Below are 13,863 nucleotides of genomic sequence, written 5' to 3'. Positions count from 1 at the left end.
TTATCTTCTGTCTAGTGTGATCGAGTTACTGCATAGCTGGATGCGTCCAAGGCTGTTGGCTTGCCCATGATGAGGTCAGCAAGCAACTCTGCCGACCCGGTGGCGAGGGTCCAACCCAGATGGCCGTGCCCGGTATTGACCCAAAGCCCCTTGCTGGATGCTTCGCCGATATAGGGCAAACCGTCAGCACTCATCGGGCGGAATCCAGTCCACGGCTCGCGCTTGCAGCCGTCAAGCGTCTGCGCAAGGTTGGGGTAAACGGATTTGGTCAGGCGATCGAGTTGCCGGATTATTTTGGGGCTTAGAGTGTCGTCATGCCCGGCGAACTCGGCAATTCCAACAGCGCGCAATTTGCCATTTATTGGAACAATCCCGACATGCATCCCTTCGTCGATAACGGGATACGAAGGCAGGTCGTTGACGCCGGTTGTATCGTATGTGACCGAGTACCCTTTCACGGGGCGCACCAAGATTGATCTTGCGTCGTTTGCAGCCAATTTTCTTGTATTGGCCCCAAGGGCCAGAATGGTATTCTTCGCCCGAATATCTCCGATTGTTGTACGCGCGCCGATGACCTTTTCGCCTGACATCAGCAGTTCATTGGCTTGGCAACTAACATGTATTATCTGACCGGAAGCGACGAGGTCATCGCGGAGGATTTGACAGAATTTTCGCGATTCCGCCACCACATCAGCGGAAAAACGAATTCCGCCTGCCAGCTGCGGGGCCAGCGCTTGAAGGTGCGGCTCAGCCTCAACAGTTTGATCAGGCGTTAGTGCCTCCCAATCTAGCCCAACCTCACTGAGGTGACGATTGGATCTGATCTGGGCTTCCAGACCTGGTTGGTCGCGGTAGATTTTGATGGTGCCACATTTTTTGGGTTCGAATTGGTCTGCGTATCCTTTGTAGTATTCCTCAAAGACATCCATGGAAAAGAGCGCCAGTTCGAGCAATCGGCGCGTATGGAGTTCGTGCAGATGCGGCTTTGAGTTCTTGAGAAATTGCAGGCCCCATTTGAACAGGGACGGGATAGCTTTCGGCTTGATCCGCACTGCGGAATTTTGTGTCACGATTGACCTCAAAAGCGTGGACAATATCCCTGGCGAATTCCATGGCATAGTTTGTGAAGGCACCAGCATCGCACCGTTTGCAAAGTTGGCACCAAGACCGACATCCTCGTTGGCCTCCACCAGCACGACCGAGCAGCCGCGTTTGGCCAATCGGTGGGCCGTTGTGATGCCAATCAGCCCACCGCCGATTATGAGCGCGTCCGCCATCACGACTTGTCCGTGATATGAGCGTGGGCAGCGAAATCAAAATTGGCTTTCGGAGCCAGAATTTCAGCCACGACAACCGTCGCCCGGTTTGAAGGAACAGAGTTTTGCATACCAACTTCTTTCTATTCTGGCTGGTGTTTTCGTGTTGCTAGGAGCCGAAGAACATGTTCGGCAACCAAAGAGCGATCCCAGGGATAAATGTGGTGATCAGCAAAGTTGGCAGCCAAGCAAACACGATGAAAATCAGTGTCGGCCAGATCAGTTGTCGGACCGGCACGTCTGTCACTTGCGATCCGAGATACAGAAGCGGTGCCGTTGGCGGCGTGATGTTGCCCATGCCAAGATTAACACCAAGAACTGCGGCAAAGTGGATTGGATCCATTCCAGCTCCAACAGCGATGGGTAGCAGAAGCGATGCGCTCAGGATGATTCCGCTGATATCGTCCATCAGCATACCAATCAGAAGCATGACCAGATTGAGCATCAGGAAAATCATTATTGGGTTATCTGAAATGGAATAGATCAGATCCTCGGCGAGACCGGGAATATCTTCGAAAATCAGGAAGCGGCTGGCGATTAAGACTGTGAAGATCATGACCATGACCACGCCGATCGTGATCGCCGAGTGTTTCATACTTTCATAGAAGGTTTTGAGTGTCAGGCCGCGGTAGACGAAGAAGCCCACCGGAATGGCATAAATTACGGCGACGCCAGCGGCTTCGGTGGGCGTCATGATGCCACCATAAATGCCGCCCAGAATGATCAGTGGCATCAGGATCGCCGGTGTTGCGATGGCTGTTTTACCAGCAAGTGCACGGAAGAAACGGTCCGGAACTTCGGTAACCTGAATTTCGGTATCCTTCCGAAGGATCACGAAATTCACGATGATCAACAGGGTCGTAAGGATCAGCCCTGGTACGACCGTTGCGAGGAAACATTCAAGAACGTTCAACTGACCGACCCAGGCATAGAGCAACTGCGCGCCGCTTGGCGGGATCAATAGGCCTAAGGGGCTTGCACAGATCACCAATGCGCCGGAAATGCCTGCGGGATACCGTGCCTTGCGCAGATGCGGCATGATGATCGAACCGATGCAAGTCAATGTGGCCGCACCACTGCCCGAGATTGCGCCGAACATCGCACTGGCCACGACCGAGGCAGCACTTAGCCCGCCGCGGAGATGGCCGAACATGAGCTCGGCAATCTCAACGATCGGTTTTGCAATTTTGCCCCGCTGCATAATATCGCCAGCCATGATGAAAAGAGGAATGGCCAGCAGGATAACTGAATTCATCTTCCAGTGGCCCGTCGCGAAGAACCCAGAGACATCGTACCCTCCGGTATAGGCCAGAAGGATCAGCACACCGCCAAAGGCCAATGGAACCGAGACGCCGATTGCCAGCAGAACGCAGATAAGGATTATGGCGATGAGGATTACCATGTCACAACCTCCTCCTCATCGGGCTCTGCCCGTCGCGCATTCTCCATGGCCTCGGCATATCGATCGGGGCCCACGCGCAGCATCAGGAAGATCGACAAGGCGCTGTAGAACGCCATGAACACGAACCCCACGAAAATTCCAAAGCGTGGAACAATAAACGGAATCTTCAGGGCGATGGTGGTTTTCCATCCAGGATATGCCGCGATCTCATCCGCAATCATCAGCCAGGCCCAGTAAACAAGTACCAGCGTTATCGACAACTCGATGATCTGGATCACGAGCTTGCGAAGCCACAGCAGTGTTGAATTTTCGGTGACTGTATCAAGAAGATCAGCATTGATCTGCTTGTCGTAGTAAGTGCCAAGCGCACTGCCCAAGAAGAAGATCCAGAAGCAGATCGGCATGAGCCATTCTTCGTAGGCAAAAAGATCGCGTTCCAGAACATAGCGAAACAGCACAACGAAAAAGAATGTGATCGGCAGTATCGGTAGAGCGACGCTCACCAGGACCGACTTGATCCAAACCATCAGCCGAACGAACCGGCTCAGACCGGGTGGCAATGCATCTTCAAATAGTACCATCGAAAGTTCACTCCCCGTTAAGAGGGGGATGCCAGACAATCACGGCATCCCCAATTAATGAGCAACCAAAGAAAATCTTGGTTACTTGGCGGTCAGCTCGTCGATAAGGTCCTGCCCAACCACGTCCGCCAGTTCCGGCCAGACGTTTTCCTGGATGTGGGCAACCATCGCAGCGCGCTCTTCAGGGCTGTACTCAAGAATTTCCCAGCCAGCTTCCTTCAGCTTTTCGACGAAGCCTTGATTGCGGTCCCAGGATGTGTTGATCGCAACGTTGGCGGCTCTCTCGGCGGCAGCCCGGATAACGTCGCGCTGTTCCTGGTTCAACTTCTCCCAGGACTTGCCACTGGCATAGAATGATGACGCTTCGATAGCCGTGTTCACGGGAATAAAGTATTTCCCCACGCCGGCGGCCGCGAAGGTCGAATAGGCCCATTCCGGCGTACAGCAGATCGCTCCGTCGATGACGCCAGATTGAAGCGCTGGCAGAACCTCCGCCCAGTTCATCGTTGTCGTCCGATACCCGAGGCTTTCGGTGGTCTTTTTGGCGACCTCTGAACTCCAGACGCGGATGTTCACGCCCTTATCACCGAAACCGGCATAATCGGTAGGTTTTTCGTTCGCGACAATACCGACCAACCCTTCGCCGGTATTGGCAAGATAGACCAGCCCCAGGTCGTCCATGATCCCGGCCAGGATCTGGTTAAACTTGGAGTCCGGGTTGCCGTAGACCGCTTTCAATTCGTCAAAAGTCGTCACCAACCCTGGCAGGTTCATGACTTCCAGCCGAGGATCGGCCTGAGCGTAGATGAACGCTTGTACAAGGTCGATATTGCCGCGAATGGCATCCTCGATCAGTTCTTCGCCGGATCCCAACTGTGAGGCCGGGAAATAGGAGATTTTCACGCCTACGTCTGCGTCTTCAATCTCTTTGATCATGTTTTCGACAATCTCATGGCCGAAGTGGTTGACTGGATAGGTCCCGGCCAATTTCAGCCTGACCGTGTCGGCGAGGGCTGTTGTTGCAAGTAGGCCTGACAACGCCAGACCCGAGATTATGCCGAATGCATATTTTCCGAGTTTCATAGTTTTCCTCCCGTTGAAACTGCGCTTGCGCTCCGGAATGCGTAAACTGCTTTCCGTCGGTGCCGCTTCAAGTTAATCGATTAACTTTTACAAATCAAATTAAATCGATTAACTCTGACTTCTCATGGGCAACTTGCCCGAAAGAACGTTGGAAATTACTACCCTAGGCAACCATAACCATAGGAAAAATAATAAGAATGCAGAAGCCGACCCTTAGTCAAATCGCAAAACAGTTAGGACTTTCCACTGCAACTGTTTCTTTGGCGATGAAGGAAAACAGCCGAATCTCGGACCAGACGCGCGCCAGGGTCAAAGAAGCGCTGCGCGAATCTGGCTATGTCTATCAGCGTTCCGCGGCAGGATTGAGGAAGTCAAAGACCGACACGGTGGGTATCGTGCTTAACAACGTGTCCGACCCGTCCTTCAGCGAGATTCTGGGAGCGATTGAAGGTGAACTTGCCAAAGTAGGAAAAACGGTCTTCCTGTGCAATACGGATGAAAAAGTGGAGAGACAATCCGAATTCATCAGGAAAATGTCTGAGTACAATGCAGATGGCATCGTCCTGGTTCCTGCGATTGGAACTCAGGCGACCGACCTGGAAGAGATGAAGAAATTCAGCCCCCCAATAGTGTGTGTCTCGCGAGAGATCAGTGGCTATCCCATCGATTCAGTCGTGGCTGATGAGACACTTGCGGGTTACACGGCGGCAAAACATCTGCTTAACCTTGGTCACAGACGCATTGCCGCTGTTGGCGGCACAGTCAATATTTCCCCATTTAACCGTCGCATGAAAGGCATCAGGCAAGCATTTGACGAAGCGGGTCAAGAGTTCGATCGTGCGCTTGTTTTCGAATGCCGCCCTGTTCGTGCTCAGGGATACGAAGCAGCGGCGAGAATTCTGGATGTCGAAGATCCGCCGACTGCTGCCATCGGATATAATGCTATCGTCACCCTTGGACTGAAAGCCGGTTTGCAGAGGTTGGGAAAAAAAATCGGAGAAGATTTCTCGTTGATCGCGAACGAGGGGATCGATGAGTTGCAACACACCAATCCGCCGCTGAGTACGACAAGCATTGATCTGCAAGAGATGGGGAGAGTTGTCATTCAACATCTGCTAAGCCGTATCTCGGATCCGACAGCGCCAACTAAACTCACTCTCGTCCCGACAGAATTGATCCTGACTGATAGCGTTAGCTCACATCGTTAAAGTATGTCGCGTTCTATCGTATTGATTTCGACCAAGTGCAGTATACGGTCTCGTTGGGTTGAGAAGAATGTGGGAGCGGCCTATGTCGCGAACGTGAAAATCACCGGCTCCTCCCGCAAGGCACCAATCCAAGAACTGTTCTCATCATGCCATAGTTGGCCGAGCGGGGCAGTTGCGGCCTATGTTTTTGGTTCAACGATGCAACCGCCCAGTCTTACTTCACTTGCCCCAGGACAGGACGAGCGGATCAATCGGCCGAAGAATATCCAAGAGCCCCGCAAGGGTCTCAGGATGCAACGGTGCAATCGGGTGGCGGCAGCAGTCGGAATTGATCACCCCCCCTCCATCATCGCGGCCTTTGAGGCGCGCCAAAGGCACTGGCGGTTTTCGAAGTTGATCACCGGCAGCACCTGACGGTAGACTTCGGATGCACCTTCGCGGTTGCCTTCGGCGTGCAAAGCCAGAATGGGCTTGATCTTGTCGGGAATTGTGGCAGAGGTCATGGTGCCAGTAGCTCCGGCATCCAAGTCGGCCATCAATGTGATACCTTCTTCACCGTCGAAGGGGCCTTGAATCGCGTCACCGCCTGCAGCAATAAGCTCGCGCAGCTTACCGGTTGCCGGAATGCACTCGATCTTAAAGAGCTTCACCATCTCGATTTCGCGGGCCATCCTGACCAGAAGCGGCACAGTCAGATCATTGCCGGCCATCGGCGCATCCTGCACCATGATCGGGATGCCCACCTCGCCGACCGCTTCAAACTGCTGAAAAATTTGCTCCGGCGTCCCCCGCAGCGTTGTCCCGTGATAGGGGGCATCAGCATCACCATGCTGGCGCCAAGCGATTTCGCGAGACGCGCGCGCTCCACCGCAATCTGGGTTGCGAAGTGGCTGACAGTCACGATCACCGGCACCCGGTGCGCCACATGTTCCAGCGACAATCGAGTCAGCACTTCGCGCTCTTCATCAGACAGCACAAACTGCTCGGAGTATTTCGCAAGGATGCAGATGCCATCGACGCCCGCATCGATCATGAAGTCGAGCACGCGCTTCATACCCTCAAGGTCGAGTGTTCCATCGTCATGAAAAGGGGTCGGGGCAACCGGCCAGATGCCTTTGTACATTTTAGCCATAATATTATCCTTGGACGTTCATTTCAGATCTTGAGGCAGCAGTGCCTCTGGCATGTTTTGGAAGCATACAGGCCGAAGGAAACGTCGGATCGACAGAGTACCCACCGAGGTCGCACCAAAATTTGTCGAGGCCGGATAGGGGCCGCCATGGACCATCGTGTCAGATACTTCGACGCCGGTCGGAAAGCCGTTGACCAAAACTCGCCCCGCCTTGCGCTCAAGGATTGGCATCAAGGCCTGCGCCTGGGCGGTGTCGTCTTCACTCATATGGACGGTGCAGGTCAGCTGCCCTTTAAGTCCCTTCGCAACAGCAGTCATTTCGGCCGCATCTTCTGCTTCGACAACCAGGCCCAGCGGACCGAAGACTTCCTCGGCCAACGCATCATTTGCCAACCACTCACGCGCAGTGACGCGGAAAAGGTACGGCGTTGCATTGCGCAGGACGCAGGTGGTGGTGAGGATTCCCTGCACGCTGGAATTGGCGCGGATCCGGTCGCGCCCATCGCGATAGGCTGCGGCGATCCCGTCAGTCAGCATTGTCTGCGCGCCAACCTGCTCCAATGCCTTGGTAGCTGCCGCAACAAAACGTTCGGCATCTGCGCCCGACTGCACGACGGCAATCCCTGGATTGGTGCAGAACTGGCCGGCTCCCATAGTCAAGGAGCCGGACCAGCCCTCGCCCATTGCCTCAGCACGGGAGGAGAGAGATCGTGGCAGCAGGAACATCGGATTGACTGAGCCAAGTTCGCCAAAGAACGGGATAGGCTCTTCGCGGGATGCGCACAGATCGAACAGGGCCCGCCCGCCACCCAGCGAACCGGTAAAGCCAACCGCCCTAACCAATGGATGCTGAACCAGCGCAGCTCCTACGTTCCGCTTGCCTCCTTGGATCAGGTTGAACACGCCAGGGTGCAGATCCATCGCCTTCACGGCCTTGTCGATGGCTTGAGCCACCAGCTCCCCCGTTCCCGGGTGCGCTGAGTGGCCTTTGACCACTACAGGGCAGCCTGCGGCCAATGCTGCTGCGGTGTCACCCCCTGCGGTCGAGAAGGCCAGTGGAAAATTCGAAGCACCAAAGACCGCAACCGGGCCAATGGGCCGCTGAACCATATACAGCTCAGGCCGCGGCAGCGGCTGCCGGTCAGGCAAGGCGCTGTCATGGCGACGGTCCAGATAATCGCCTTTCAGGATATGCTCTGCGAACAAGCGCAGCTGGCCGACAGTCCGACCGCGCTCACCGGTCAAGCGAGCCTCGGGCAAACCTGTCTCCTGGCTTCCGATCTCAGTGATTTCATCTCCAAGGGCGTCAATTTCATCCGCAATCCGGTGCAGGAACGCCGCACGTTTTTCCACGCCAGAGTAGCCATAGGACCAGAAAGCCTCTTCAGCCGCCTCACAGGCACGTCCGACAAGATCCACCGTTCCGACAGCAAAGCTATGGGCGGAGCCGTGAGCAGGCTGTGATGAAAAAGTGCTGGCGCTGCCTAGCCATTCGCCGGCAATCAGATGTTTTCCGTTTAGCATGAGTGTCTCCGTTCAGAGCAGGCCACGGCGGGCCAAATTGCGCATCAGATGCGAGGCTGCGAAGTCCCAGGGCGGGCATTCGGTAGAAAGGCGCACGGTATTGACCAAAGCACCCAGATCAGAGTTTGAAATGGTCACGACGTCGCCCATTTTGTGCGTGAAACCACCCCCGGGGTGATCACGGTCCTGGGTTGGAGCGAAAAGGGTTCCCATCATCAGCATGAAACCATCGGGATACTGGTGGTGCGCACCATAAGCCTGCCCAACCAGGTCAAGCGGGTCGCGGCTGATCTCGGCCATTGTGCTGTGACCGTCCATCACAAAGCCATCCTCCCCGGTAACCCGCAAATCAAGTTCCGCTTTACGCACATCCGCGATCGAATAGGTTCCATCAAAGAGGCGAATGGCAGGTCCTACCGAGCTGGCAGCATTGTTGTCTTTTGCCTTTCCAAGCAGCAGCGCCGAGCGGCCTTCGACATCGCGAAGGTTCACGTCGTTGCCGAGCGTGGCACCCTTGACCTCACCCCGGCTGTTTATCGCCAGAACCACCTCCGGTTCCGGGTTATTCCAGCGCGACATTGGATGCAGGCCGACGCTTGCACCCCAGCCAACCGAAGACAGCGCTTGAGCCTTGGAGAAAACTTCTGCATCCGGGCCAATTCCGACTTCAAGGTATTGCGACCAGGCTTCCTCGGCGAGAAGCGCGTTCTTCAATTGAATTGCTTGGTCTGACCCGGGAACAATCCCGGTCAGGCTATCGCCTAAAATAGTCTCGCAGCGCCCGCGGATCACCTTGGCCTTGGTAGGATCACCGAGTGCCTGCTCTTCAATCACCCGCTCCAACATTGAGGATACAAAGGTCACGCCACATGCTTTAACTGGCTGCAGATCGCAGGGCGCCAGAAAATAGGGTAATTTAGGATCAGGCCGTTCGACGGAACTCTCCTCGAGCTCGCCCAGCGTGCAAACTGCTTCGCCTGAGGCAGACTTGATCCAGCCCGCCGGATCGTCCTGCTCAAGCAGGTCGCGTACTGTTGCCACTTCACGCGAGGTCACATCGACAATGCATCCGTCGCGCAAGTGGCAAACCGAAGGCCCTGAAACCGCTGGATTCCAGACCCGCAAAACAAAACAGCCCTGGTCAGGCAAACCGATATGCATATTCGTATCTCCAAGTGCTGTTACGCCAGTTTGACCGCTCAGAAGCGCCCGTAGGTCAGGTAGGCTTCTTTCGGATCCGTCCCGCTACGGATAGCCGAGCGGACCTTGTTCTCGGTGTTCATCACTTCCTCGACCTCAACCACGATCTCTTCTGCGATTTCACCTGGGATAAGGATGGCCCCATCAATGTCGGCAATCAGAAAATCCCCGGGCTTAACGACAACGTCACCGATCTGCACAGGGACTTCCATTTTGTCGACCGACCATGCGCCCACCACATCGCGGGCGGTGTAGAAGCGATGGAAAACGGGGAAACCGATGTTACGAATGAAATTGCTGTCCCGACACCCGCCATTGGTCACATATCCGCGCACACCGCGCATCTGGAGCGTCTCGGCAGACAGTTCCCCCATCATCGCGATGTCGTCAGTGTGGCCATTGCAAACTACGACATGGCCAGACGGCGCTGTTGAAAGGAAACCCGTCCAAGCCAGCAGAGCATCATCAGCACTAATCCCAGGTTTTGGTGTTCCTGAAATTGTGAAAACGGGACCAGCAAGAACATGAGTATCGTCAATCGGCCGGATGTCTTTGGGCAGAACAGTATTGTCTATCCCTCTCTCGCGCAGGGCGTCATAAACTGCACCGCTGTAGCATTTTGCAAGGCGTTCGGTGAGAGCGGCTTTTTTGTCATTATCTGTCATGGGTTTTCCTCCAAGTGACTTAATTTACAAGAGTTAGTAGGTGGCCCGGCCGCCAGACAGATCGAATACAGCTCCAGTGGTGAAGGAGTTTTCAGGTGAAACCGCCCAAACGATCATCTTCGCGGCCTCTTCGACTTCCAGGAACCGGCCACGAGGGATTTTGGAAAGCATATAGTCAATGTGCTCCTGGCTCATCTGGTCGAAAATCCGGGTCCGGGCCGCAGCCGGCGTCACGCAGTTTACTGCAATATCGTAGCCAGCCAGTTCCTTGCCCAAGGACTTAGTCAAGCCGATCACCGCGGCCTTGGAAGCCGAATAGGCGGAAGCATTAGGATTGCCGTCTTTGCCTGCGATGGACGCGACATTCAGGATGCGTCCATAGCCTTGCTCTCGCATTCCAGGAACGCAGACGCGGTTCACATAGAATGTGCCGTTCAGGTTAATGTCGATGATCTTGCGCCAAGCTTCGGGATCGTAGGTGTCCAGCGGTTCGTTGGGACCTGCGATCCCAGCACTGTTGATCAAAATCGAAGGAATTCCCGCTGCCTCGCAAGTACGCTTGTAGGCCGCTTCCACCGAAGACAGATCGGTGATATCGCAGTCCACCGCGAAAGCATTGCCGCCCAGAGCAGCCATTGCGTCCCCGTTGCTTGCATCAATGTCCCAGCTGACGACCTTCGCACCTTTTTCGATCAGAAGCCGAGCCGCAGCCAGGCCTATTCCCTGCGCACCGCCGGTTACGATTGCAACTTGGTTTTCCATCACTTTGTCCTCCTGATGAAAATCACGGCTACAGGCAGCCTTCATTCACTGGGCTTGCCTTTTGAGACCGATATGGATGTAGGCCTCGGGAAAAGATGGACCGGGCAACCAATATAGCTGGCCCAGGAACAGCGCCAATGGGGTGAACGGCCTGGCGCCGGGGAGAAGGTCAGCACTGCACAACGTCCTGGCGCTGCACGCCCAGGCCTTCGATGCCGAGTTCCATCTTGTCGCCCGCCTTAAGGTATACGGGCTCAGGCTTGATCCCCATGCCCACACCCGGAGGTGTGCCGGTGGAGATGATGTCGCCTGGCTGCAGGCTCATGAACTGTGACAGGTAAGAGACGATGTGAGCCACCCCGAACACCATTGTGTTCGTGCTTCCGTCCTGGCGGCGCTCTCCGTTCACTTCCAGATACATCGGCAGATTCTGCGGGTCAGAAACCTCGTCGCGGGTCACCAGCCAAGGTCCAATAGGACCGAACGTGTCGGCAGATTTGCCCTTGGTCCACTGCCCTGCGCGCTTGTTCTGGAAATCACGTTCGGAAATGTCGTTGATCACGCAGTAGCCCGCAACATGTTCGAGAGCTTCTGCCTCATCGACATATTTTGCCTCTTTGCCAATTACGACGCCCAGTTCAACTTCCCAGTCGGTGGCCTTCGAGCCGCGGGGGATTTCTACCGTGTCGTTGGGACCGCAAATTGCCGAAGTCGCCTTGGCAAAGATCACCGGCTCCGGCGGCACCTCCAGCCCACTTTCCTCGGCATGGTCGGAGTAATTGAGCCCAATACAGATGAACTTGCCAACACCGCCGACGCAGGGCCCATAACGGTCGACCTCAACGGCAGGCAGCGACGACAGGTCAGCTTCGGCAATGCCGGCCAGGCCTTGATCCGTCAGAACCTCACCGGCAATGTCATCCACCAAGCCGGACAGATCGCGGACAACACCGTCAGCGTCGACGATACCGGGTTTTTCGTGCCCTTTCGGGCCATAACGCAAAAGTTTCATGATAGTCTCCGTTCAGAGGGCCCAGCCGCCGTCGATGATATGGGCCTGGCCCGTGGTGAATCCGCTGGCATCCGAGGCAAGGTAAACTGCAAGCGCTGCAATTTCGTCTGCATCGCCAACGCGCCCCATAGGCTGGCGCGCGATGAATTGCTCCCGCGCCGCCTCGTAATCGCCCGTGGCCCGCAACCGGTCGTGCAGCGATGGGCTATCTACGGTGCCAGGGCAGATCGCATTGCAACGGATGCCTTGGGTTACGTAGTCAGCAGCGATCGCCTTGGTCATGCCGATGACCGCTGCCTTGGACGCGCAATAAACAAAGCGGTTTGGAACGCCCTTCAAGGAGGATGCCACCGAGGACATGTTGATGATCGACCCCTTGCCCTGTTCAAGCATGCCCGGAAGGACTGCCTTACACAGGCGGTACATGGCCTTGGCATTCAGATCGAAGGCAAAGTCCCAATCTTCCTCGGTGCTATCCAGGATGCTGCCGGTATGGACAAATCCAGCGCAATTGAACAGCACATCCAGCCTACCAGCTTCAGGCAGTACCCGCTTGATGTCTTCGGGATCGGTTGCATCCAGTTTCCATGCGGTAATGCCGTCAATCGCATTGAGCTCAGCTAGCGAAGTCTCATTGATGTCTGTGGCAATGACCGAGGCGCCAGCCTGGGCAAAGGCCTCGGCGCTGGCACGCCCGATACCCTGCCCAGCGGCAGTAATCAGCGCGGTTTTACCCTCAAGGCTGAGTTGATACGTCATGTCTTTCCTCCCCGATATTGAGGCATCACTTCGAGAGGAACGGCTCGAGCCGCTTGAAGGCCTCTTCCAGCACTTCTGCCGGCTGCGCGTAGCAGAGCCGCAAATAACCTTCTCCCTGCGGACCGAACGCCACGCCCGGCGCTAGCCCGACCTTGGTCTGCTCAAGGATTTCACCAGCCGCAGCGAAGCTGTCAGTCAGCCCGTCAACTCGGAAGAAGCAGTAGAAAGCACCATCAGGCTCAATGAACTCCACCCGCGAAAAAGCGTTGAGGCGTTCTGCCGTGATTTCATACCCTGCCTGGATTTTGCTCAACAGGCTGGCAATTTCCTCTTCGCCGCCGCGCAGGGCTGCAATACCCGCCTCCTGGACAAAGCCGGCTGTGCAGGACGTGTTGAACTCGGTCAACTGACCCAGCTTCCCCTCGAACGCGGCGGGAGCCACGATCCAGCCAAGCCGCCATCCGGTCATCGACCAGCATTTTGAAAACGAGTTCACAGAGATCAGCTGATCCTCAGGCTCTGCAATCGACAGGAATGAGGGCGCGTGACGCCCATGGCGGTAGAGCCGGGAATAAACGTCATCGGCAACGATCCAGATGCCGTGCCGGCGGCAATGCTCCAACACCAGACGCTGCTCCTCGGCCGACATGGTCCAGCCGGTGGGGTTGTTGGGCGAGTTAATCACCACCGCTTTGGTGCCCGGTGTCAGCGCCGCGATCAGCTCTTCCACGTCGAGCGCCCAATGACCGCCCTTCGGCACGATTGCCACGCTCGCAATCTCTGCACCGGTCGCCTTGAAAGCACCGATGATATTGGGCCAGCCCGGCTCCACTGCGATAACCCGGTCGCCGGGAGTCACAAGAAATTCAGCCGTCAGCATGAGGCCTTGCATTCCGGAAGGGGTGACTGTGACCTGAGCCGGTTTCAGACGGCTGCCCAGAAGTTCGTTGCTATAAGCACAAATCGCTTGCCGCAGCGCCATCGCGCCATTGTTCGGCTGGTACATATGATTGCCAGCCTTGAGCGCGGCAATTGCAGCGTCCACAATCAGTGAATTGGTCGGCCAGGCGCCTTCACCGAACCAGAGCGGCAACACGCCGTCTTGCTTCATGCCAAGCTCTGCAACCTCGCGGATCTTGGAGGCTTCCAAAGCCCGCGCACGGGACGAAATCGAGTTCAATAGTGTTGCGTTGTCCATAACGAAGATGTCAGTCAAAAC

12 protein-coding genes and 1 pseudogene are annotated in these 13,863 nt (G+C 55.8%); 1 reads left to right on the top strand and 12 read right to left on the bottom strand.

Translation table 11 applies throughout. The features are described 5' to 3' along the window. Positions 1-11: 11 nt before the first annotated feature. From AC2FLG_RS03905 to dctP, 4 genes are all read right to left on the bottom strand, one after another. Positions 12-1,277, bottom strand: coding sequence for an FAD-dependent oxidoreductase (locus AC2FLG_RS03905; RefSeq protein ID WP_496676997.1), 1,266 nt, complete (start codon positions 1,275-1,277; stop codon positions 12-14). Positions 1,278-1,425: 148 nt separating this feature from the next. Then, positions 1,426-2,718 (bottom strand): TRAP transporter large permease, encoded by a 1,293-nt coding sequence (locus AC2FLG_RS03900; protein WP_496676995.1) that lies wholly within the window; start codon positions 2,716-2,718, stop codon positions 1,426-1,428. Beyond that, positions 2,712-3,299, bottom strand: coding sequence for a TRAP transporter small permease (locus AC2FLG_RS03895; protein ID WP_496676992.1), 588 nt, complete (start codon positions 3,297-3,299; stop codon positions 2,712-2,714). Before AC2FLG_RS03895 ends, AC2FLG_RS03900 begins: the two co-directional genes overlap by 7 nt. Positions 3,300-3,380: 81 nt before the next feature. Then, positions 3,381-4,382: a TRAP transporter substrate-binding protein DctP gene (gene dctP, locus AC2FLG_RS03890; protein WP_496676989.1), complete on the bottom strand. Its 1,002-nt coding sequence runs from the start codon at positions 4,380-4,382 to the stop codon at positions 3,381-3,383. Between the two features lie 197 nt (positions 4,383-4,579). On the opposite strand from dctP, the gene AC2FLG_RS03885 reads away from it, so the two are divergent. Further along, positions 4,580-5,590 (top strand): LacI family DNA-binding transcriptional regulator, encoded by a 1,011-nt coding sequence (locus tag AC2FLG_RS03885; protein WP_106607283.1) that lies wholly within the window; start codon positions 4,580-4,582, stop codon positions 5,588-5,590. A 219-nt stretch (positions 5,591-5,809) separates the two neighbouring features. On the opposite strand, the pseudogene AC2FLG_RS03880 reads toward AC2FLG_RS03885, so the two are convergent. The 8 genes and pseudogenes from AC2FLG_RS03880 to AC2FLG_RS03845 all read right to left on the bottom strand — a co-directional run bounded on the left by AC2FLG_RS03880 (position 5,810) and on the right by AC2FLG_RS03845 (position 13,842). After that, positions 5,810-6,722 (bottom strand): annotated as a pseudogene (locus tag AC2FLG_RS03880) (dihydrodipicolinate synthase family protein). 18 nt (positions 6,723-6,740) lie between these two features. Then, complete coding sequence (locus tag AC2FLG_RS03875; RefSeq protein WP_496705071.1) at positions 6,741-8,246, bottom strand: aldehyde dehydrogenase (NADP(+)); 1,506 nt, start codon at positions 8,244-8,246, stop codon at positions 6,741-6,743. A 12-nt stretch (positions 8,247-8,258) separates the two neighbouring features. After that, positions 8,259-9,407, bottom strand: coding sequence for a fumarylacetoacetate hydrolase family protein (locus AC2FLG_RS03870; protein WP_106607286.1), 1,149 nt, complete (start codon positions 9,405-9,407; stop codon positions 8,259-8,261). 38 nt (positions 9,408-9,445) lie between these two features. Next, positions 9,446-10,111: an RraA family protein gene (locus AC2FLG_RS03865; RefSeq protein ID WP_106607287.1), complete on the bottom strand. Its 666-nt coding sequence runs from the start codon at positions 10,109-10,111 to the stop codon at positions 9,446-9,448. Between the two features lie 33 nt (positions 10,112-10,144). Further along, entirely contained in the window at positions 10,145-10,873 is a 729-nt protein-coding gene (locus AC2FLG_RS03860) for an SDR family NAD(P)-dependent oxidoreductase (protein ID WP_106607586.1), read from the bottom strand. Between the two features lie 169 nt (positions 10,874-11,042). Then, positions 11,043-11,885, bottom strand: a complete 843-nt coding sequence (locus AC2FLG_RS03855; RefSeq protein WP_106607288.1) for a fumarylacetoacetate hydrolase family protein — start codon at positions 11,883-11,885, stop codon at positions 11,043-11,045. A gap of 12 nt (positions 11,886-11,897) precedes the next feature. Beyond that, positions 11,898-12,644 (bottom strand): SDR family oxidoreductase, encoded by a 747-nt coding sequence (locus AC2FLG_RS03850; RefSeq protein WP_106607289.1) that lies wholly within the window; start codon positions 12,642-12,644, stop codon positions 11,898-11,900. Between the two features lie 25 nt (positions 12,645-12,669). Further along, the gene (locus AC2FLG_RS03845; RefSeq protein WP_496676978.1) at positions 12,670-13,842 is read right to left on the bottom strand and encodes a pyridoxal phosphate-dependent aminotransferase; all 1,173 of its coding nucleotides are present in this window, start codon (positions 13,840-13,842) and stop codon (positions 12,670-12,672) included. Between the last annotated feature and the right edge of the window lie 21 nt (positions 13,843-13,863).

It is taken from the genome of Ruegeria sp. CDSA193 (assembly GCF_059611885.1).
Note: the sequence above shows the minus strand (reverse complement) of the source record. Positions and strands in the feature narration are given on the sequence as shown.